We start from the raw sequence: 18,516 nt of genomic DNA, 5'->3' as shown, positions 1-18,516 counted from the left end.
ATGGAAACCCTGCAATTTACCCGCCCCGCCCAGGCGGCCCGGATCCAGCCAGCGCTGGTGGGCTATGTGGGCTCCGGCGATCTCGAGGTCATGGTTGAGCCGCTTCAGGGCTCTCAGGCCGAGATCCATATCCAGACCTCAACACCGGGCAGCGAGATCCGCTGGCGTCAGGTGATCGAGCAGATCGAGGCGCGCATCGCCCTGCCCGCCATGCGCATGGACATTCACGATTTTGCTGCCACGCCCGGCGTCATCCGACTGCGTATCGAACAGGCGATCGAACTGGCATCTGCGATGGAGGCTCAAGCATGAGTGAACTTAACGCCAACTTTCATGGAAACTACGAGGGCGGCTTTATCGACCTGAGCGCACGCAAGCGGATCGAGTCGTTGCTCGATAACGGCAGCATGCGAGAGCTGCTCACACCTTTTGATCGCCTGACCTCTCCCTGGCTGGAAAAACAGGGGATCGTGCCGCAGTTTGACGATGGCGTGGTTATCGCCCGCGGCAAGCTGGATAACAAAGCGGTGGTCGTTGCCGCTATTGAGGGCGGATTTCAGGGCGGCAGCCTTGGCGAGGTGGGCGGTGCGAAAATCGCCGGCCTGCTGGAACTGGCCATAGAAGAGAACCGCAAGGGCAACCCCACCGCAGCGGTACTGATGCTGGAAACCGGCGGTGTGCGCCTGCAGGAAGCCAACCTGGGGCTCGCCGCCATCGCCGAGATCCAGTCAGCCATCGTTGAACTGCGCCAGTACCAGCCGGTGATCGCCGTGGTCACAGGCCCGGTGGGCTGCTTCGGCGGCATGTCGATTACCGCTGGTTTGTGCAGCTACCTGATCATCACCCGCGAAGGTCGTCTGGGTCTTAACGGCCCCCAGGTTATAGAGCAGGAAGCCGGCGTCGAGGAGTATGACTCCCGTGACCGCGGCCTTATCTGGGGCCTGACCGGCGGCACCCAGCGTTTTGCCAGCGGCCTGGTCGATGCCTTTGTCGATGACGATGTCAGCGCCCTATCCACCAGCGTACGCGACTGCCTCGGCCAGGGTGTTCCTGCCCTGCACCGCAGCGACGATATCAGTGCACCTTTAACCCGCCTGCAGCAGTTTGATACCCGCGAGCAGATCGACGCACAACGCGCCCGTCAGGCACTGACAGAGGGGAAAACCGCATGAACGCCCAGATGAAACCGATCAGTCAACGCGGCAGCCAGTGGTTCGACGGGCTGACCGCCAGCATGGACTCTGTTAACGCCGCGGTGCCGTCCCTGCGGATCGCCGATGGCGAACTGGCCGGACGCGCCTGTCGTGTGCTGCTGGTTAAGCCCGACGTCGAAAACCACTTCCCACGCGCAACCCGTGGTGAGGTCGGCCTGCTTGAGGGTTACGGACTCGCCGCCGCCATCGATGAGGCGATCAAGACAGATGCGGATAACCCGCACAAACGCGCCCTGATTGCGATTGTCGATGTTCCCAGCCAGGCCTATGGCCGCCGCGAAGAAGCGCTGGGGATTCATCAGGCGCTGGCCGCTGCCGTCAGCGCCTACGCCCGGGCTCGCCAGGCGGGCCACCCGGTCATCGCGCTGCTGGTCGGCAAGGCGATGTCCGGCGCTTTCCTCGCCCACGGCTACCAGGCGAACCGCATCTTTGCCCTCGCCGACAGCGGCGTTCAGGTCCATGCCATGGGCAAGGCCGCCGCCGCGCGGGTAACCCTGCGCACCGAAGAGGAGCTGGATAAACTGGCCGCGGATATCCCGCCCATGGCCTATGACCTGGAGAGTTACGCATCCCTCGGGTTGCTGGAATCACTGCTCGAAGTGGAGTCGGCCGAGTCCCCCAGCGCCAGCGATCTCGACAAGGTACGCACGGTACTTGCCGAGGCTCTTAACGATATTCAGCCCGGCGACACCGGACTGGAACGTCGTTTAAACGGCACCAACCGAGGTGCATCGCGCCTCGTCCGTGAGCAGCTGCGCGCTCAGTGGGAGGCCTGATGAACTGCCGTGCGCACGACCTCATCTGGATAGAGCGCGGGCATCTGCGCGCGCCTCTTCCCGGTACCGAACTGCCCGACTGGGTGGTCAGCGGTAGCGGTCCGGTGGTTGTGCGCAGGGCGAATGCCGATTATGGCTGGATTCCGGTTGGCATCAGGGGCAAAACCAAGGCCGAGCGCCAGGCCGCACTGGCGCCGATTAACGGCATCGATAAACAGGTGAATCCCTATAGCCTGGCCGACACGAAACCCTGGCTCAATCACGCCGAGCGCGACAGCCATCCGGTGCTGATGACGCTCTGCCGGTTGGCAACACTGCTGAACGGCCATCTACTGCGCTGGGGCGTTACCGGCAGCCTTGGCTACGAGTTCGCCACCGGTGAAGCTCAGCTGCACCCCGAAAGCGATCTTGATCTGGTGATCGATGCGCCAAACCCGATCAGCCGGGAACAGGCTGCAACGCTGATACAGATGATCGGAACAACCCATTGCCGTGTGGATATCCAGCTGGAGACACCTTGGGGCGCTATCGCATTGGCGGAATGGGCCGGTTCTTCAGCGCAAGTGCTGCAGAAAACCAATACTGGCCCGCGCCTTACCGCGACTCCCTGGGCAGATGTTCGCGTCTCAAGCGATGAAGGAGTAAAGCCATGCTGACCGCTTTCACCTTCCCCGGCCAAGGTGCCCAGCGCAGCGGCATGCTGACACAGCTGCCAAAAACTGAAGCGGCTGCGGCTCGCGTACACGAGGCGGAATCCGTACTTGGCCAGGCCATTCATACCCTGGATACCGCCGAGGCGCTAAAAGATACCCGTAACGTGCAGTTGTCGCTGCTGATCAGCGGCGTGACCTGGGGCGAACACCTGAAGCAGCAGTCCTGTAAACCTGATTTTGTTCTTGGCCTGTCGATCGGCGCCTATCCCGCCGCTGTCGTCGCCGGAATACTTAACTTCAGCGATGCACTGCGCCTGGTAGCACTGCGAGGACAGCTGATGCAGCAGGCGTACCCCAGCGGCTACGGCATGCTGGCACTGACCGGCGCATCACGCTCCGCCATCGAGAAGGTCATCAACAAACAGCGCGAACAGGGTCGGGAGGTGTTTCTCGCCAACCTGAATGCGGAGCAGCAGTTTGTCCTGGCCGGCGAGCGCGCTGCGCTGCTCGAATCGGTCGAGCAACTGAAAGCCAGCGTGCCCTGCGCGGGCCAGATGCTGGATGTCCCCGTGCCCTCTCACTGCGAGCTACTCAGTGAGCAGGCGCAAGAACTGGAGGCTGCCTTTGCAGAGGTTCAGCTCAGCAGTTCCAGCTGCCGCTATGTCAGCGCGACACGTGCCCGTGTCCTGCGCTCGGTAGAGGATATATGTCGGGACCTGGCGCAAAACATGGCGCTGCAGACCCACTGGCAGGATAGCTGCCAGATGCTGGCAGAGCGGGGGCTGGAGCGGGTAATCGAGATGCCACCCGGTAATTCCCTCACCGGACTGTTCCGGCGGGTACTGCCGGGCGGCATCTGCAAAGCGCTGCAATCGGAGATCAACTAAGGCTATTCATTTAACCCGAATTACAACACACTAGAGCGAAGGGGCAACACTAACCTATTGAACTTAAAACCTTTAACCCCTCAAAAATCAGGGGACCGTACACGCGCTTAACCCAGTAAAAATACAAATAAATAATCTGGAGTACACATTATGATCATCTACGGAGTCACACTGCTGTCGGTGTGCACACTGACAGGCATCACCGCAGGCAAAATTCTCGGCACACTGATCGGCGTACCCGCCAACGTGGGCGGCGTCGGTATCGCTATGATCCTGCTGATTCTCGCAGGCAGTTACCTCAGCAAACGCGGTCTTATCGACATGAAGACCGAACAGGGCGTTGAGTTCTGGAGCGCCATCTATATTCCCGTCGTTGTTGCCATGGCGGCCAAGCAGAACGTCATGGGCGCTCTGACCGGCGGTCCGATGGCGATTACCGCAGGTATCGCAGCTGTCGCATGTGGCTTTGCACTGGTTCCGATGCTGGCTCGCATCGGTGCGGACAAGGCTGAAGAAAACGAGAAAAACGCCTCTCCGGCAACCAGCGCTTAAGGTGACAGCATGTACGAATCACTACTCCACACTACCGACAAATATAATCTGGTCGCTGGCTTCGCCGTTATCGGCGTCACCATGTGGTTCTCCTACTGGATCTCCGGACGCTTCACCAAGGGCCGTATCCATGGCTCGGCGATTGCGATCCTGCTCGGCCTGACCATGGCCTACTTCGGCGGCGCCTTTACCGGCGGCGAGAAAGGTGTGGTCGATATTCCACTGCTGTCAGGGATCGGTCTGTTGGGCGGCTCCATGCTGCGTGACTTCGCCATCGTCGCCACCGGCTTCGGAGTAAATATCGACGAGCTGAAACGAGCCGGTATGACCGGTGTGATCGCCCTGGTGATGGGGATCTTCTCCTCCTTCTTTGCCGGCGTGGCCGTGGCCATGGCATTCGGTTACACCGATGCGGTGAGCCTCACCACCATCGGTGCCGGCACCGTGACCTATATCGTAGGCCCCGTCACCGGCGCGGCCCTGGGTGCAAGCTCTGAAGTGATGGCGCTTTCCATCGCTGCCGGCCTGGTGAAATCGATCCTGGTCATGATCGCCACACCGTTCGTGGCACCGATGATCGGCCTGAACTCCCCGCGTACCGCGGTTATCTTCGGCGGTCTGATGGGTACCTCCAGCGGCGTTGCCGCGGGCCTTGCCGCCACCGATCCTAAGCTTGTCCCTTATGGCTGCCTCACCGCCGCGTTCTACACCGCGCTGGGCTGCCTGCTGGGCCCGTCAATCCTGTTTATCATGATGCGTGCTATCGCCGGCTAACTGCCCGGAACCTAATACTAGGCAACAGATACCGAGCGACAAGCAGATCACAGACACTTAGCTAAACACTTTCCATGGCACCTCCCCTGCCCGTTATCGGGTGGGGGCTTTTTAGCTTCTGGATAACTGAGCTAAGTTGCGCAAGACAGGCACAGATTCCCAGAGCAACCTGCCGCCGCTGCCTGCATGCTGGGTCGGTTTCAGCTACGCAAAGTCAGACGAGAAAACCAGCAAAGGTGAATCCAGTCAGCAGCGACGGAACAGCCCGCCTTGGGGAGGCCAGATACCGCATCGCTGACCGCCAAGATCCAGGTTTATTGAACCGCATCCGGCTGTTGTTCAGGGGCGGCTTCAATAAAAGCCTCCAGCCTATTACACGCGGCCTCGATACGCAGCAGTGTCGGGAAAGCTGTCAGGTCAACATCGAAACGGCGTGCATTATAGATCTGCGGTATCAGCGCGATGTCCGCAATCGTAGGCGTATCGCTGTGGCAATACTTACCGGTCTCTTCAGCGCCATTGAGAAGAGTCTCAAGGGCCGTGAACCCTTCGGTAATCCAGTGTCGATACCAGGTGTCGCGTGCCGCCTTGTCGACGTTCAGCTCTTTACCAAGATATTGAAGCACGCGCAGGTTATTGACCGGATGTATATCGCAGGCGATCACCTGTGCCAGCGAACGCACTCGTGCCCTCTCCAGGGCAGTTTCCGGCAGCAGCGGCACATGCGGATAAACCTCGTCCAGGTACTCGAGAATGGCCATTGACTGCGTCAGGATCTGTTCACCCTGCACCAGTGACGGCACCAGCTTCTGCGGATTGATACGCGCATATTCAGGCAGTTTTTGCTCGCCACCGTCGGCAATAAGGCTGACGGTTTTTGCGTTATAGGGGATCTTCTTCAGGTTTAATGCTATGCGTACACGATAGGCAGCGGAGGATCGCCAATAGGTGTACAAGTCTAATTCTGCGGTCATCTTTATTGTTCCCGGCATCTCTACAAGCGAAATGAGAGGCCCTGTTGAACTGGGCCTCAACTGCCTCACTAAAGCGTTACCCTTAAACCGACGCTCAACGTCGCTTTATTTTGCGGGTAGCACCTTAGCGGTCGCTTCACCAAAGCCAATGCGCGCGGCGCCTGGACGCTGGCAAAACCCTTTCATAATCACGCTATCGCCGTCTTCCAGAAAGGTGCGCACTTCTCCGTTGGGCAGTGAAATCGGTTCTTTCCCGCCACGACTCAGCTCTAACAGCGACCCTGCCTCTTCCTGGGAAGGTCCGGACTGGGTGCCACTACCGAAGAAGTCTCCTGGCTGCAGGTTGCATCCGTTTACCGTGTGATGGGCAACCATCTGCCCGATGCTCCAGTAAGAATGACGAAAGTTAGTTTCACACAGTTTGTGGGCAGGCAGGTTGGCAGAGCGCATCGCATCTGTTTCCAGGTACACTTCCAGGGCCATATCCATTCCCCCGGACGCGCGGTTGGTCTCGGAATCCAGATAGGGTAATGGCTGAGGATCTGCGGCATCACGAGTCCACTCCGTCTGGTAGGGAGCCAGTGCTTCCATGGTTACGATCCAGGGAGAAACGGTAGACGCAAAGCTCTTGGACAGGAATGGCCCCAGCGGCTGATATTCCCAGGCCTGGATATCACGCGCTGACCAGTCATTGAAAAGACATAGCCCGAAAACGTGCTGATCTGCTTTATCCAGACCGATCGGTTCGCCCAAATCATTACCGGCCCCGATATAGATGCCCACTTCCAGTTCATAATCGAGTCGGCGGCAGGGACCAAAACTTGGTTCTGCAGCGTCAGGGGCTTTCGTCTGGCCCTGAGGACGGCGGAACTCATGTCCGGAAACCTGTATCGACGAGGAGCGGCCATGGTAACCGATAGGCACCCATTTATAGTTCGGAAGCAAAGGGTTATCGGGCCGGAACAGGGAGCCCACACTGGTAGCGTGGTACACCGATGTATAAAAGTCGGTGTAGTCTCCGATATGACAGGGAAGGCTGTATTCAACCTCAGCCTGGGGCACCAGGCAGGACGCCAAGCTCGCTTCCTCTTCAGAACCTTCACGCAATGCGCGCGACAGCTGCAGACGCAGTGCCGACCAGGCCTCTGCGCCCATCGACATGAACCGGTTCAGGCTATCGCTACTGCAGGCCTGCAACGCTTCGGCAACCAGCCCAGAGAACAGGCCCGTGGCATTAAGGGCCTTGAGATCGATTACCTGGTCACCGATGGCAACCCCGCCGCGGAACGCCTCGCCGCTGCCTTTGCGTCTGAATACGGCGAACGGCAGATTTTGTATGGGGAAGTCGTTGTTGGGTTCATTTGCCGAACTAACCCAGCTGGTTAATCCGATGTCATGGGTTTCATTCAAGCTAATCATTATTTTAACTACCCGTTCGATTTTCAATGAAAAGGTGCAGGGAACCTGCTCAAGGCCCCCCTGCCCTGTTGATCAGTCGGTGAACTCAGTTTCGTGCAGCCATGCCGCATGTGTGGGGGCTTTTTTGGTGAGAGACCACTCTGCCAGCATTGCCGGCGCGACCTCTTTAAGCTGCTTCATCTGCTCGGGAGTACCGGTCTTGTAGGTCAGCTCGATGCGGTGGCCATTCGGGTCGAAGAAATAGATGGAGTGGATAATGCCGTGATTGGTGATGCCGAGTACGTCCAGCCCTTTGCCTTCCAGCTCAGCTTTAGCTTCCAGCAGCGCTTCCTTGTCCTCGACTTCAAATGCGATGTGCTGAACCCATTCCGGCGTATTCTCATCACGGCCCATTTCAGGTGAATTAGGCAGTTCAAAAAACGCCAGGATGTTGCCCTGACCAGCGTCCAGGAAAAGATGCATGTACGGGTCCGGCGCTTTTGTGGAGGGCACTCTGTCTTCTGCAATCGCGACGAGAAAATCCATGTTCAGCATCTTCTGGTAGAACTCGACGGTCTCTTTCGCATCTTTGCAACGATAAGCCACATGATGGATCTGCTTGATGTTGATCATTAATCACTCCGGTCTTAATTCTTATTCGGGACATAATTTAGTAACAAACGTTACCATTACCGATCATGATAGTAACACATGTTACTAAACTCAAGTCCTGACCTGGCCTTTTTGCTTCTATTCATAGCGCTGCAAAAAGGCCACACCTGAGAGCTGGCCAGCGCCCCCAGAAGGAGCACCAGCCAACTGCTCCAGGCTAATCAGCCCTGCAACTTATCCCAGACTTCCTGATCTCGTTCGGCTGTCCAAACCCGCGGCCAGTCGATACCCTCGAACTCGTCCCAGATACGCTGAACATCAAACGGCAGGCAGTGTTCGAAGATCGGCCACATGCCATATTGCGGAGCCAAATGCGCGTGCGTCGCTTCGAACGCCTCTTTCACTGTGCCGCCGCGGTTATAAACCTCACCGACTTTCTCTTTCATACCGTTCAGGAATCCGCGGGTCTGCTCGATAGCCGCGTCAACATTTTCACGGCCGTGTACCACCGCGCCGCGTCCGCCGACGAGAACCTCCGCTCCCAGGCTCTTCACTTTATCCAAGGTGTTGGTGGACCAATCAAAATGGAATGCATCACCGGTGTACAAGGCAGCTGCGGCTTCTACCAGGTCGCCCGCGAAAAGGATTTTCTGCTTGGGCAGCCAGGCGACAATGTCACCGGCCGTGTGGCCGCGACCACAATATTCGAGCACCAGGCTGCCGCGATCCCCGCCGAGCGGAATCTCAAGACGGTCGTTGAAGACAATATCCGGGTGGGTCAGACCAGGGATGCTGTCAGGGTCACGGAACAGGCGGGGCATGCGGCCATACTCGCTGTGCCAATCCTCCATGCCCCGCTCCTCTACCAGGAACTTGGTCTTTTCGTGGGCAATAATACTTTCCGCATTGAATGCTGCAGCACCCAGAACGCGTACCGCGTGGTAATGGGAAAGCACCAGATATTTGACAGGCTTGTCGGTATGCTCGCGCAGCATCTCCAGCCAGTCACTGCCGGCCTTAGGTGTCGCGCGGGCCTCGAAAGCGATGATGAAGTCTTCCGCTTCGATCGCGCCGACATTGGGGTCGCCTTCAGCGGTCAGGGCGTACACACCCTCAGCCAGTACCTCGAGGGTCTCTTTCTTTTCGCCCAGATCTGCTGATGATGCAAAAGGTTTTTTAGCCATGATTAATTCACCTGTTTTTTAGTTATTACCAGTAGGGTCGATACACCAACCTATAATTTCACTTATAGGTGCCTGTACTTTTTAAATCTTGTATACGTTTTTAACTGCTTAGATAATTTGGTAGCCAAAGAGCTAACTGAGGGAAAACCAAAACACCAAGCAATACCATTAATTGGATGAGTACGAACGGGATCACGCCTTTATAGATATCGGTCATTTTCACTTCTGGCGGAGAAACACCCTTCAGATAGAAAAGTGCGTAGCCAAAAGGAGGCGTCAAAAATGAGCTCTGCAAGTTTACTGAGAGCGCTATCGCAAACCAGATAAGTGTTTGCTCTGGCGGAATGCCAAAATTTAGTTTGGCAATAATGGGAGCTACAATCGGCACGACAACAAGCACAATCTCGACCCATTCCATGAAAAAGCCGAGAATAAATACCAGCAGCATAATCATGCCAAGCACGTAATAGGGTCCGGCACCATCAAGATGAAAGGCATCGGCGATCATTGCATCACCACCGAGCTTGCGAAATACAACGCTAAACACAGTGGCTCCCATCATCACGAAAACAATCATTGCGGTCGTTTTCGTGGTTTGCATGAAGGTTTCTGACAGAATTTTTCTACTCAGCCTTTTACCGAAAAGCGCAAATAACGTCGCGCCAAGAGCACCGATTGCTGCGGATTCCGTAGGCGTGGCTACACCCGCGACAATTGTTCCCAGTACCGTCCCGATGAGCGCCATCGGCGCAGCCAAATCAAATACCAGGGTTTTAATGCGACTCAATACAGGTTCATGACTGACAGAGTGCTCGGAAGGCATTTTTTCCGGCTGAAAGATCGCCACTAGCAGGATTACCAGCAGGTACAGCGCTCCCAGCAAAATACCTGGCCCCATTGCTGCCATAAACAGATCGCCGACAGAGACGCGCAACTGATCCCCAAGAACAATCAGCATAATGCTGGGCGGTATGAGGATACCAAGGGTGCCGCTGGCAGCGATCAGACCCGAAGACAAGCCCTTGTTATAGTTGTTCGCGAGCATGGTCGGCAGCGCCATCATCCCCATCAAGACCACTGAAGCGCCGATAATGCCGGTCGATGCAGCCATCACAACACCAATGATGGCGACGGCAAAACCATACCCGCCGGGAAAGCCACGAAAGAGCGAGGAGAGTGAACGCAAGAGGCGCTCAGCGACACCTGACCGTTCCAGCATCAACCCCATGAAAACAAACAGCGGGATAGCGATCAGCAGCCAGTTAGTCAGTATTCCCGAGTAAATGCGGGATATGGTCAGGGACAGAAACAATATTGGAACATCGCCCAGAAATGAGAAGATGATCCCAACACCTGCCAATACGAATGCAACTGGATAGCCTGAAAAAATCCCCAGAATCAATGCAGCCAACATCAGCAGCGGCAACATATATTCAATCGTCATTGGATACCCCGCCTACTGATCCATTAGGCTTTGCAAACAGTTCAAAGAAGCGATCGATCACTCGGGTTAAAACAGCGATCATAAAAATCGATGCGGATAGAGGAAGACAGGCTTTTATCACCCATCGATCCTGCAAACCGCCATAGGTAGACCCTTCGCCGCTTAAAAACGAGGTATAGGCGAACTTCGATCCGTAGAAGACAATAATCAATAGAAACGGTGTAAGAAAAAACAGATCGCCCAGCAAGCCAACAACTGCTTTCTTTTTTAGTGAAAATCCATTTGAAAACAAATCAACTTTTACATGCTGATTATCGATATAGGAACAAACACCACCAAAAAGCACTACCAGCGCAAATATACACCACTGAAAATCCAAAAGACTATTTAGAGTCAGGGCATCACCCAGCAGAAAAATTTCATTATCCCAATCAAACAACTGGTTAATGCCAAACTTCGCACCTAAAACCCCAACACAGATAATAATTATCAGGGGAAATATGAGCCAACCGGATATATAGGCCGGAAGCGAACAGAGATCTCGAATCTTTCTTGTAACTGACAGCATGATAATCACCCGAATACTGGAAGAACGCCTTTCCCCATCGTTTCCAACGGTTAGTTGGGCATTCTTTGTAACGTTTCCCAGTAGCCGACAGATTCCATGTAGTCAGTGAGCGACTGATAAGCTTCAGCGAAAATTGGGTCTTTCCTGGACTCGTCTTCAAGGACCTCTACCGAAGCCTGTTTAATCGCTTTGAGGACATCGTCGGGGAATCTGCGGACGGTGACACCGGCAGCACGAATAGTATCGAGCGCTGCGGCCTGAGACTGGATCTGGTCTGCCAGGTTATCCATGATGTTGGCTTTGCAGGAGCTTTCCATTGCCTGCTGCTCAGCCTTTGAAAATCCGTTCCAGACATCCATGTTAATGATGACAGTGTCCCAGCTAGAGGGCTGATGCCATCCAGGGAAGTAATAATTTTTTACGATTTTTTGAAAGCCGAAACCCACATCCAGCTGAGGGGCCGAAAACTCCGTGGCATCGATACGACCTGTTTCCAGTGAAACATAAACTTCACCGGCCGGGACAAGTTGCGTATTCGCTCCAAGCTTAGCGAGCGCCTTACCACCTAAACCAGCAATACGCATGTTGAGACCTTTAAAGTCATCAACAGTATTTATCTCTTTATTAAACCAGCCACCCGCTTCAGGTACTACGAGATGACACGGGAGCACTTTAACGTTATAGGGATCATAGGCCTTCTGGATAATCTCCAGACCACCGCCCTGGAACATCCAGGCAAGCGCGATATCCGGTGTCGGGCCAAAAGGCATAGATCCAATTAGGTTAGCGACAGGTATCTTTTCAGACCAGTACCCCATCCAGTCGAACCCCATAGGAATAGCGCCAATACTAACGGCTTCGAACACCTCAAAAGGCGGCACGAAATCACCCGCTCCGTGAACATTGATCTCGATGTTTCCGCCGGTCGATTCTGAGACGCGCTCGGCCCAGTGGACGGGGCTCTTGCCGATCGAGGGGACATGCAAACCAAAAGTACTCTGTAAATCGTAGCTTTGAGCACTCGCAGCCGTTGCAGTCGATACTGCAATTGCTCCAGCAAAAACGGCACCCAGCATAGAATTCTTATTCATTTTCTTACCTTTTTTAATTTTTATCAGTAACTCTGAAACGACAGATCCATTTAAAAACATGAGATCTGTTAAAACTGATTAAAATCTCAAACCACACATCCAAAAATTCATTCAGATACAAACGATGATCTATAAATTTGATTTAATATCGAGCACTGAGGTTAAGTTAATCCTCAGTGCTCGAATCAGCTGACTAGGGTGTAACTCCTGCCATATGGTTAGCAGCGATATAGCCAAAGGTGAGCGCCGGCCCCAGGGTGATTCCGCCGCCGGGGTAATTACCGCCCATAATGCTTGCGGCATCATTCCCTGCTGCGTATAGGCCTTTTATTGGGCTACCTTCACCATCAAGAACCTGCGAATTTTCGTTGCAGCGCAAACCGGCAAACGTACCCAAATCACCGATGACCAGCTTGACTGCGTAGTAAGGCCCTTTACGTATCGGTGCCACACAGGGGTTCGGCTTGTGATCGGGATCACCCAGGGAACGGTTATAAGCGGTGGTACCCTTGCCGAATTCAGGATCTTCACCGTTAACCGCATGCTTATTAAATTCAGCGACGGTTGCTTCAAGCTGAGTCGGATCTGCACCGATCTGCTCGGCCAGTTCACGCAGTGTTTTCCCGCGCATCAGGTAGCCTGTTTTCAACTGGCTGCGATAAGGCATGGGCGCCGGCTTGGCGAATCCGAGGCCGTAACGGCGGAAGGTTTTATGGTCGGCGATAAAGTAAGCACAGATTTCGCCCTCCTCTTCCGTACAGCGGTCGTACATCGCCTGACAGAAGTCGTGGTAAGAGTTCGACTCGTTGACAAAGCGACGACCCGAACGGGTGACCGCGATGATTCCTGGCTTTGAGCGATCCACAAAGTGCGGGAATGTTCCGGTTGTTCCGTCAGACCAAACCGGGCGGGAGATCGGCACCCACGCTGCGGGATGAGGCAGATCTTCATTGACAGTGGCACCGACCGACTCGCCCAAACGCAGACCATCACCGGTGTTGCCCATAGGCGCAGGAGAGGCGTGCTCATGGCCAGTCGGCGCATGCCTGAAGAGCTTTTTCCTGCGTACTGCGTCTTGCGGGAAGCCACCACAGGCCAGGACAACACCTCTGCGAGCAACGACCTCAACACGCCCCTTTGTCGTATCCACAAGTGCGCCCTGGATCTCGCCACTCTCTGTCCGAATCAGCTTCGCGACGGGAGAACGCGTCCAGATAGGTACATTTTTTTCAAAGCAGGACTTTGCCAGCCTTCCGATCAACGCATTACCGTTCATCAGTCGCATGGCGCGACCATGGAAGGTTACGTCGCGCATAAACTTGGCGAACAGAAATCCAACATAGCTGGCGGATATAACGGATCTTGTCGCATTAAAGAAGTGCAGCAACTCCTTGCCTGATCCGATCATCATCCCCAGAACAGTGATTTCCCTCAGCGGCGGACGCAGGCGTTTAATTTCCTTACCGAGATCACGGCCATCAAAGGGTTTAGCCACAATGGAACGCCCACCCGGCATCCCACCCTCGACCAATGGATGGTAGTCGGAAAAAGTCGGGCCAAGATCAAACTGCAGACTGGTGTTTTTCTCGAAAAAGTCGACGGCTTTTGGACCGGCGTCCAAAAAGGCATTGATCCGCGATTCGTCGAAAAAAGCACCCGTTTCATGCTTCAGATAGGTCCTGGCGGCATCAGCAGAATCGTTTACTCCGTCTCGCTGACCCGGTGCATTTCCGGGAATCCACATCCAGCCACCGGATCTGGCGGTAGTGCCGCCAAACACCGGTTCCTTTTCGACCACGAGAACCTTCAATCCTTTATGGGCTGCCGATACGGCGGCTGAGAGACCACCGGCGCCAGAACCCACGACCAACACATCACATTCGTATTTTATTGTTTTCACCTGACTACTCCTGGAATCAAGAAAGTGTGCTGAGTTGTTGCACACTTCTTTCGACTTTTATCCCTATCAACGCCCCTCAAGTCGCTCGCAAGCTGATGCCCTGATTGGGTAGAGATAACAGCGTTTAGGAAACGCATTAACCATATGCATGTCGTTTGTTATTTGCGAATGTATTTGCCATTAACGAACTTTGCAAGCAATAATTTCCCTCGGCTGCAGATGCGAGGTTGAAGATTCGGCGGGTTTCATCGGCTCGAATTGCCGGGTCCAGACAAAGACGACCCGGCCCTGACGCCAGGATGGCTGGTGATCCCGAGCCCACTGAAACAGGCGCTAAAGCGGGCACTCGAAAGATTCGACGCCGTGCCTGGCCGCGGCTTTGATAATTTTCTGAGGGTGTTTAATTGACGACCTGGCCCAGCGCTGTGACCGGAAGCATGAGCAGTTTGAACATTGGAGCGGCCCTGTGGACCAGGACCGATTGCAGGCGGAGGGCTAAATGATCACCCGAACAATGAAGGATCAGAGATGCAACTGACAACAAGCAGTGAGATCTTGCAGAACTTAGGCAGCACTTCTTTTCTGATCGCATGCCTGGCGGCCATGTGCGTCGGGATGGCAAAGGGAGGCGTGCCGACGATCGGTATGCTCGCCGTTCCCGTTATTTCGCTGGCGGTATCCCCAATCAAGGGAGCCGCCATTCTCCTGCCCATTTTTATACTTACCGATATGGTCAGCGTATGGCTTTACCGACGCTCATTTTCCACGCCCAACCTGAAAATTCTGATCCCTGCCGGATTAATGGGCGTAGCAGTCGGCTGGGCTACGGCCTCAGTAATCTCCGACAAGGTAGTTTCTATCCTGATTGGCGTACTGGGGATCGCCTTCTGTTGTCATACCTGGTTCGGCAAGGTTTACCTGACAAGACCGAAGCAACCTACGCTGGGCAGAGGACTGTTGTGGGGAAGTTTGGCGGGATTTACCAGCTTTATCTCTCATGCCGGATCGCCGCCGTACCAGATCTACGTTATCCCTCAGCGCCTGGAGAAACTGACTTTCGTTGGCACTACCGCCGTGGTGTTTGCAGCTATCAATCTGGCAAAGGTGATTCCTTACGCCAACCTGAGGCCGTATAGCGCTGAAGATCTAACCCTGGCGCTTTGGCTGATCCCGACAGCACTGGCGGGCACCTTTCTCGGCGCCTTTTTGATTAGACGCCTCGCCGATGTCTGGTTTTCCAGGCTGATTCAGGCTGGTCTGTTACTGGTGTCGATCAAGCTCCTCGTTCAGGCGGTATAGCATTGGATAAGCACACAGGCCTTTGCGCCAAAGCGGTGCGATAAAGCTCCGCCGACTGGGAGTAGCATATGAAAAGCCGCTTGATGCCTCAGGAAACGGGGAAAGATACCTGCCCGTTTCGCAACTTCAGCGATCCTGATCCGCGAGATGCACATCAACCTTGTCGAGCAGGTTCTTGAGCGTCGACTGTTCAGCAGGCGTCAGACAGGAGAGTATGTCACGCTCCTTATCCATCACCTTCGGCACAATATCGTTGTAAACCTCTGTCCCCTTGGCCGACAGCCGGTAATAAATGGCACGTTTATCCTCTGGATCGGGCATGGCAACCAGCAACTCTGCAGCCCTCAAACGCTGAACAGCACGGCTGACCTGCATTTTTTCCAGCTTCGTAAAGCTGGCTATATCGGTTGCTGTTATCGGTTGCAACAGTGCCAGCGTTGCCATCGCACGCCAGTCGTTTCTCGACAGGCTGTACAGGTCCTTATAGGGCTTGGCTACTGACTGACTGACTCTCTGCTCGAGAATAGACAAGCGGTAAGGGAAAAAATCCAGAAGCTCGAGTTTATTGATAATGTTCGGATCATTCATTCCATAGTACGGCAGGACTTTTCCCGCCCCTTAATCAAAAAGCTTTTGATTGATACGGCCCAAGGACAACCTGCTGACAAGGTTGCCACAGCCCTGGCTTTGAGGCTTGTCCGATCACTGATGTTGCTGCCAAGCGCGATACTAACACAAGCCTTTCTGGGCGCCGGCGATCTCAACTGGCGCAATCCCTGTTACTTCAAAAGCCGGTATTTCGAGCAATTCCTGCAAGAGCTGCTTTGCGCCAGGTTAGAAATCTCTGGCCATGCAGTACAGCGGACAGCCACCACCGAACCAACTGATTTATCCATGAAAAACAATATTTTAAACGAAAGTCCTTGGATAGTTCGACCGCGTGTCGCCTAACTGAAGAGTGCCTTCTTTCACGATTAGGCTTGAAATACGTGTTATATATTATTTAATCTATTCGCTATTATCATATACGCTTCAAGCATCGAGGTGCATCACGCTCTCGGGGCGGCGCCAAGAAGCGACGGCAAAAAACAAACCTATAAGATGCCCCGTGAAGAAAACTGCAGGAATCCATTCATGAGCGACCAGCCAGCAAGTACATTACTTCAACCCTTCTCTATGCGCGGTCTGACACTTAAAAATCGCATGGTTATCTCGCCGATGTGCCAGCATGCCGCAATAGACGGACAGGTTCAGGACTGGCACCTGGTTCACTATGGCAAATTCATTCTCGGCGGCGCCGCGCTGGTCTGGACCGAAAGCACAGCTATCGCTTCCGACTCCAGAGTAGGTATCGCGGATCTCGGTATCTGGAGTGATGACCATATTGAGGGACTGCGCAAGTTAGCCGACTTCGCCCATAACAATGGTGCCCTAATGGGGGTGCAACTGGCGCATGCTGGACGCAAAGCGTTTTCCGCACCTTTGTGGGAGGGTGGCCACGCCCTGTCCCCTGAAGAGATCAATCAATACGACATCAAGTGGCGCCGGGTCGGCCCCAGCGCCATTGCGGCGAGCAGTGAGTGGAGCACCCCCGACACGCTTAGCGTTGATGAGATGTCAGAGATTCGCCAACAGTTTGTTGACGCCGCGTTACGCGCAGACGCTGCGGGTATGGATGCAATCGAGTTGCACTATGGACACGGCTATCTCATCGCCAGTTTTCTATCGCCTCATGCCAACCACCGTCAGGATGAATACGGTGGAACGCTTGAAAACCGCATGCGCTACGCGCTTGAAATTGCACAGGCCACAAGGGCGGCCTGGCCTTCTGACAAACCACTCTTTGTGCGCCTCTCCTGCATTGATGGCGTCGAGGGAGGCTGGGACCTTAACGACTCGGTCATCCTCGCGCGAGAATTAAAAGCGATCGGTATCGATGTGATCGACTGCTCGTCCGGGGGGCTAGCTGAAGAGGTAAAGCGCAGTAACGTCCCCCGCGGCATCGGGTTTCAGGTGCCCTTCGCAGCAGAAATACGAGAGCAGGCAGCTATTGCGACTCAAGCCGTTGGACTGATCGTCAGCGCAGAACACGCCAATGAAATCATTTCCACGGGCCAGGCGGATCTAGTTGCCGTGGGACGAGCCGCATTGCGTAACCCCTACTGGCCAGCCGAAGCCTATCGAACACTGAGCGATACAGACGAGTTTGATGCCTGGCCCGAACGTCATGGCGCCTGGCTTGATAAACGTCAGCCGCTGTTGCGCCGTTTTGTTGGCGACAAAGCCAACTGAAGTCTGCTGCCTGGCTGTCGCAGACAAATCCCCCACTGACTATCCAAACAGGAGAATAAAAATGATAAGTCGCTTTGGGCTACTAAAACGCAAAGCCGGTATGACCTCAACCACGTTCAACGAACACTGGAAAAAATCGCATGGACCTCTGGCGGCTCAATTCCCCGGGTTAAAACAGTACGACCAGCATCGAGTAACCGATAAAGAGCATTTCGGCATTGATCATACACGCGGTGGCTGGGATCTAGATGGCTTCTCGGAGCTACAGTTCGACAGTCTGGAAGCGATGAAAAGCGCGATCGACTCCAGCGCTTTTGCAAATGCCGTATCCGATGAAAATGCGTTTCTGGATGATCTTCGATTAGCGATTTGTGAAAAGCATACGGTCGTTCCACTTAACCTCGGCGACCAGCCCTACATCAAGCGTATGACGCTGCTGAAGCGGCTGCCGGGAATCTCCCCCGAAGAATTCCGCCATGAATGGCTCGTCAAACACGCTGAGTGGGTATCCCAGTGGCCCAATGTACTGGGCTATACACAGAATCTTGTCATTGACCGCTATTACAACTCCCGCACCGACAGCGCAGATTATGACGATGTGCCGTTCGATGGGATTGTCGAGTTCTGGTTCCGGAATAAAGAAGAAGCGGCAAAGCTCTATGCCAGTGATATCGTGACGCGCACTCAGCAACACGCACTGGAATTTCTTGACGAAATCACGCCGTTCTTTGTCGAAACAGACAACATTATTTAAGGAAGCCATGAACAAGTTCATGGCAACGGACGGGGGTACGGCTAGTAAACAGCCGTCCCCTTTTTAGCTCCTGTAACGCGGCTATCAGGTATTACATACCAGCTATTCGGCTGAGTCACGCAGCGTGCTTCAAAGCAACTTATT

At 54.6% G+C, this 18,516-nt stretch carries 19 protein-coding genes; 10 read left to right on the top strand and 9 right to left on the bottom strand.

Features of this window, described 5'->3' with window-relative positions:
• The 7 genes from mdcC (at position 1) to madM (ending at position 4,856) form a co-directional block, all read left to right on the top strand.
• Positions 1 to 312 carry a malonate decarboxylase acyl carrier protein gene (gene mdcC, locus C4S72_RS02980; RefSeq protein WP_104001573.1) on the top strand — a complete coding sequence of 104 codons (312 nt, stop codon included), beginning with the start codon at positions 1 to 3 and terminating at the stop codon, positions 310 to 312.
• Entirely contained in the window at positions 309 to 1,172 is an 864-nt protein-coding gene (locus C4S72_RS02975) for a biotin-independent malonate decarboxylase subunit beta (protein ID WP_104001572.1), read from the top strand. The genes mdcC and C4S72_RS02975 overlap by 4 nt, the downstream gene beginning before the upstream one ends.
• A complete protein-coding gene (gene mdcE, locus C4S72_RS02970) occupies positions 1,169 to 1,990 on the top strand; it encodes a biotin-independent malonate decarboxylase subunit gamma (RefSeq protein WP_200826651.1) in 822 nt (273 codons plus the stop codon). Before C4S72_RS02975 ends, mdcE begins: the two co-directional genes overlap by 4 nt.
• The gene (locus C4S72_RS02965) at positions 1,990 to 2,646 is read left to right on the top strand and encodes a malonate decarboxylase holo-ACP synthase (protein WP_104001571.1); all 657 of its coding nucleotides are present in this window, start codon (positions 1,990 to 1,992) and stop codon (positions 2,644 to 2,646) included. Before mdcE ends, C4S72_RS02965 begins: the two co-directional genes overlap by 1 nt.
• Positions 2,640 to 3,530 (top strand): malonate decarboxylase subunit epsilon, encoded by an 891-nt coding sequence (gene mdcH / locus C4S72_RS02960; protein ID WP_104001570.1) that lies wholly within the window; start codon positions 2,640 to 2,642, stop codon positions 3,528 to 3,530. The genes C4S72_RS02965 and mdcH overlap by 7 nt, the downstream gene beginning before the upstream one ends.
• Before the next feature lie 150 nt (positions 3,531 to 3,680).
• Positions 3,681 to 4,082: a malonate transporter subunit MadL gene (gene madL, locus C4S72_RS02955; protein WP_104001569.1), complete on the top strand. Its 402-nt coding sequence runs from the start codon at positions 3,681 to 3,683 to the stop codon at positions 4,080 to 4,082.
• A gap of 9 nt (positions 4,083 to 4,091) precedes the next feature.
• Positions 4,092 to 4,856 carry a malonate transporter subunit MadM gene (gene madM / locus C4S72_RS02950; protein WP_104001568.1) on the top strand — a complete coding sequence of 255 codons (765 nt, stop codon included), beginning with the start codon at positions 4,092 to 4,094 and terminating at the stop codon, positions 4,854 to 4,856.
• 314 nt (positions 4,857 to 5,170) lie between these two features.
• On the opposite strand, the gene maiA is transcribed toward madM, so the two are convergent.
• The 8 genes from maiA to C4S72_RS02910 all read right to left on the bottom strand — a co-directional run bounded on the left by maiA (position 5,171) and on the right by C4S72_RS02910 (position 14,027).
• Positions 5,171 to 5,830, bottom strand: coding sequence for a maleylacetoacetate isomerase (maiA, locus tag C4S72_RS02945; RefSeq protein WP_104001567.1), 660 nt, complete (start codon positions 5,828 to 5,830; stop codon positions 5,171 to 5,173).
• Positions 5,831 to 5,935: 105 nt separating this feature from the next.
• A complete protein-coding gene (gene fahA / locus C4S72_RS02940; RefSeq protein WP_104001566.1) occupies positions 5,936 to 7,249 on the bottom strand; it encodes a fumarylacetoacetase in 1,314 nt (437 codons plus the stop codon).
• A 72-nt stretch (positions 7,250 to 7,321) separates the two neighbouring features.
• Positions 7,322 to 7,861, bottom strand: a complete 540-nt coding sequence (locus tag C4S72_RS02935; RefSeq protein ID WP_104001565.1) for a VOC family protein — start codon at positions 7,859 to 7,861, stop codon at positions 7,322 to 7,324.
• A 200-nt stretch (positions 7,862 to 8,061) separates the two neighbouring features.
• Positions 8,062 to 9,024, bottom strand: a complete 963-nt coding sequence (locus C4S72_RS02930; RefSeq protein WP_104001564.1) for an MBL fold metallo-hydrolase — start codon at positions 9,022 to 9,024, stop codon at positions 8,062 to 8,064.
• 100 nt (positions 9,025 to 9,124) lie between these two features.
• Entirely contained in the window at positions 9,125 to 10,468 is a 1,344-nt protein-coding gene (locus C4S72_RS02925) for a TRAP transporter large permease (protein WP_104001563.1), read from the bottom strand.
• Positions 10,458 to 11,036, bottom strand: a complete 579-nt coding sequence (locus C4S72_RS02920; protein ID WP_104001562.1) for a TRAP transporter small permease subunit — start codon at positions 11,034 to 11,036, stop codon at positions 10,458 to 10,460. The genes C4S72_RS02925 and C4S72_RS02920 overlap by 11 nt, the downstream gene beginning before the upstream one ends.
• Positions 11,037 to 11,086: 50 nt before the next feature.
• The gene (locus C4S72_RS02915) at positions 11,087 to 12,127 is read right to left on the bottom strand and encodes a TRAP transporter substrate-binding protein (RefSeq protein WP_200826650.1); all 1,041 of its coding nucleotides are present in this window, start codon (positions 12,125 to 12,127) and stop codon (positions 11,087 to 11,089) included.
• Positions 12,128 to 12,320: 193 nt separating this feature from the next.
• The gene (locus tag C4S72_RS02910; RefSeq protein ID WP_200826723.1) at positions 12,321 to 14,027 is read right to left on the bottom strand and encodes an FAD-dependent oxidoreductase; all 1,707 of its coding nucleotides are present in this window, start codon (positions 14,025 to 14,027) and stop codon (positions 12,321 to 12,323) included.
• A gap of 528 nt (positions 14,028 to 14,555) precedes the next feature.
• Here C4S72_RS02910 and C4S72_RS02905 point away from each other — a divergent pair.
• Positions 14,556 to 15,326, top strand: coding sequence for a sulfite exporter TauE/SafE family protein (locus C4S72_RS02905; protein WP_104001561.1), 771 nt, complete (start codon positions 14,556 to 14,558; stop codon positions 15,324 to 15,326).
• A gap of 126 nt (positions 15,327 to 15,452) precedes the next feature.
• Here the strand turns inward: C4S72_RS02905 and C4S72_RS02900 are convergent, their stop codons facing one another.
• Positions 15,453 to 15,914: a MarR family winged helix-turn-helix transcriptional regulator gene (locus C4S72_RS02900; protein ID WP_104001560.1), complete on the bottom strand. Its 462-nt coding sequence runs from the start codon at positions 15,912 to 15,914 to the stop codon at positions 15,453 to 15,455.
• 546 nt (positions 15,915 to 16,460) lie between these two features.
• Here C4S72_RS02900 and C4S72_RS02895 point away from each other — a divergent pair.
• Both C4S72_RS02895 and C4S72_RS02890 read left to right on the top strand, forming a co-directional pair.
• Positions 16,461 to 17,618, top strand: a complete 1,158-nt coding sequence (locus tag C4S72_RS02895) for an NADH:flavin oxidoreductase/NADH oxidase (protein WP_104001559.1) — start codon at positions 16,461 to 16,463, stop codon at positions 17,616 to 17,618.
• Between the two features lie 61 nt (positions 17,619 to 17,679).
• Positions 17,680 to 18,372 carry an EthD domain-containing protein gene (locus C4S72_RS02890; RefSeq protein ID WP_104001558.1) on the top strand — a complete coding sequence of 231 codons (693 nt, stop codon included), beginning with the start codon at positions 17,680 to 17,682 and terminating at the stop codon, positions 18,370 to 18,372.
• Positions 18,373 to 18,516: the final 144 nt, after the last annotated feature.

The sequence above is a fragment of the Marinobacterium lutimaris genome (assembly GCF_900108065.1).
GTDB lineage: Bacteria > Pseudomonadota > Gammaproteobacteria > Pseudomonadales > Balneatricaceae > Marinobacterium_D > Marinobacterium_D lutimaris.
The sequence above is the reverse complement of the archived record's forward strand: the minus strand, read 5'-3'. Positions and strand labels throughout refer to the sequence as shown.

Excerpts from the sequence above, each read along its gene's own strand:
- C4S72_RS02930 (WP_104001564.1), bottom strand. The coding sequence starts at position 9,024 with ATGGCTAAAAAACCTTTTGCATCATCAGCAGATCTGGGCGAAAAGAAA.
- C4S72_RS02905 (WP_104001561.1), top strand. The coding sequence starts at position 14,556 with ATGCAACTGACAACAAGCAGTGAGATCTTGCAGAACTTAGGCAGCACT.
- maiA (WP_104001567.1), bottom strand. The coding sequence starts at position 5,830 with ATGACCGCAGAATTAGACTTGTACACCTATTGGCGATCCTCCGCTGCC.
- mdcC (WP_104001573.1), top strand. The coding sequence starts at position 1 with ATGGAAACCCTGCAATTTACCCGCCCCGCCCAGGCGGCCCGGATCCAG.
- C4S72_RS02935 (WP_104001565.1), bottom strand. The coding sequence starts at position 7,861 with ATGATCAACATCAAGCAGATCCATCATGTGGCTTATCGTTGCAAAGAT.
- madM (WP_104001568.1), top strand. The coding sequence starts at position 4,092 with ATGTACGAATCACTACTCCACACTACCGACAAATATAATCTGGTCGCT.
- mdcH (WP_104001570.1), top strand. The coding sequence starts at position 2,640 with ATGCTGACCGCTTTCACCTTCCCCGGCCAAGGTGCCCAGCGCAGCGGC.
- fahA (WP_104001566.1), bottom strand. The coding sequence starts at position 7,249 with ATGATTAGCTTGAATGAAACCCATGACATCGGATTAACCAGCTGGGTT.
- C4S72_RS02965 (WP_104001571.1), top strand. The coding sequence starts at position 1,990 with ATGAACTGCCGTGCGCACGACCTCATCTGGATAGAGCGCGGGCATCTG.
- C4S72_RS02920 (WP_104001562.1), bottom strand. The coding sequence starts at position 11,036 with ATGCTGTCAGTTACAAGAAAGATTCGAGATCTCTGTTCGCTTCCGGCC.
- C4S72_RS02925 (WP_104001563.1), bottom strand. The coding sequence starts at position 10,468 with ATGACGATTGAATATATGTTGCCGCTGCTGATGTTGGCTGCATTGATT.
- C4S72_RS02890 (WP_104001558.1), top strand. The coding sequence starts at position 17,680 with ATGATAAGTCGCTTTGGGCTACTAAAACGCAAAGCCGGTATGACCTCA.
- mdcE (WP_200826651.1), top strand. The coding sequence starts at position 1,169 with ATGAACGCCCAGATGAAACCGATCAGTCAACGCGGCAGCCAGTGGTTC.
- C4S72_RS02915 (WP_200826650.1), bottom strand. The coding sequence starts at position 12,127 with ATGAATAAGAATTCTATGCTGGGTGCCGTTTTTGCTGGAGCAATTGCA.
- C4S72_RS02975 (WP_104001572.1), top strand. The coding sequence starts at position 309 with ATGAGTGAACTTAACGCCAACTTTCATGGAAACTACGAGGGCGGCTTT.
- C4S72_RS02895 (WP_104001559.1), top strand. The coding sequence starts at position 16,461 with ATGAGCGACCAGCCAGCAAGTACATTACTTCAACCCTTCTCTATGCGC.
- madL (WP_104001569.1), top strand. The coding sequence starts at position 3,681 with ATGATCATCTACGGAGTCACACTGCTGTCGGTGTGCACACTGACAGGC.
- C4S72_RS02900 (WP_104001560.1), bottom strand. The coding sequence starts at position 15,914 with ATGAATGATCCGAACATTATCAATAAACTCGAGCTTCTGGATTTTTTC.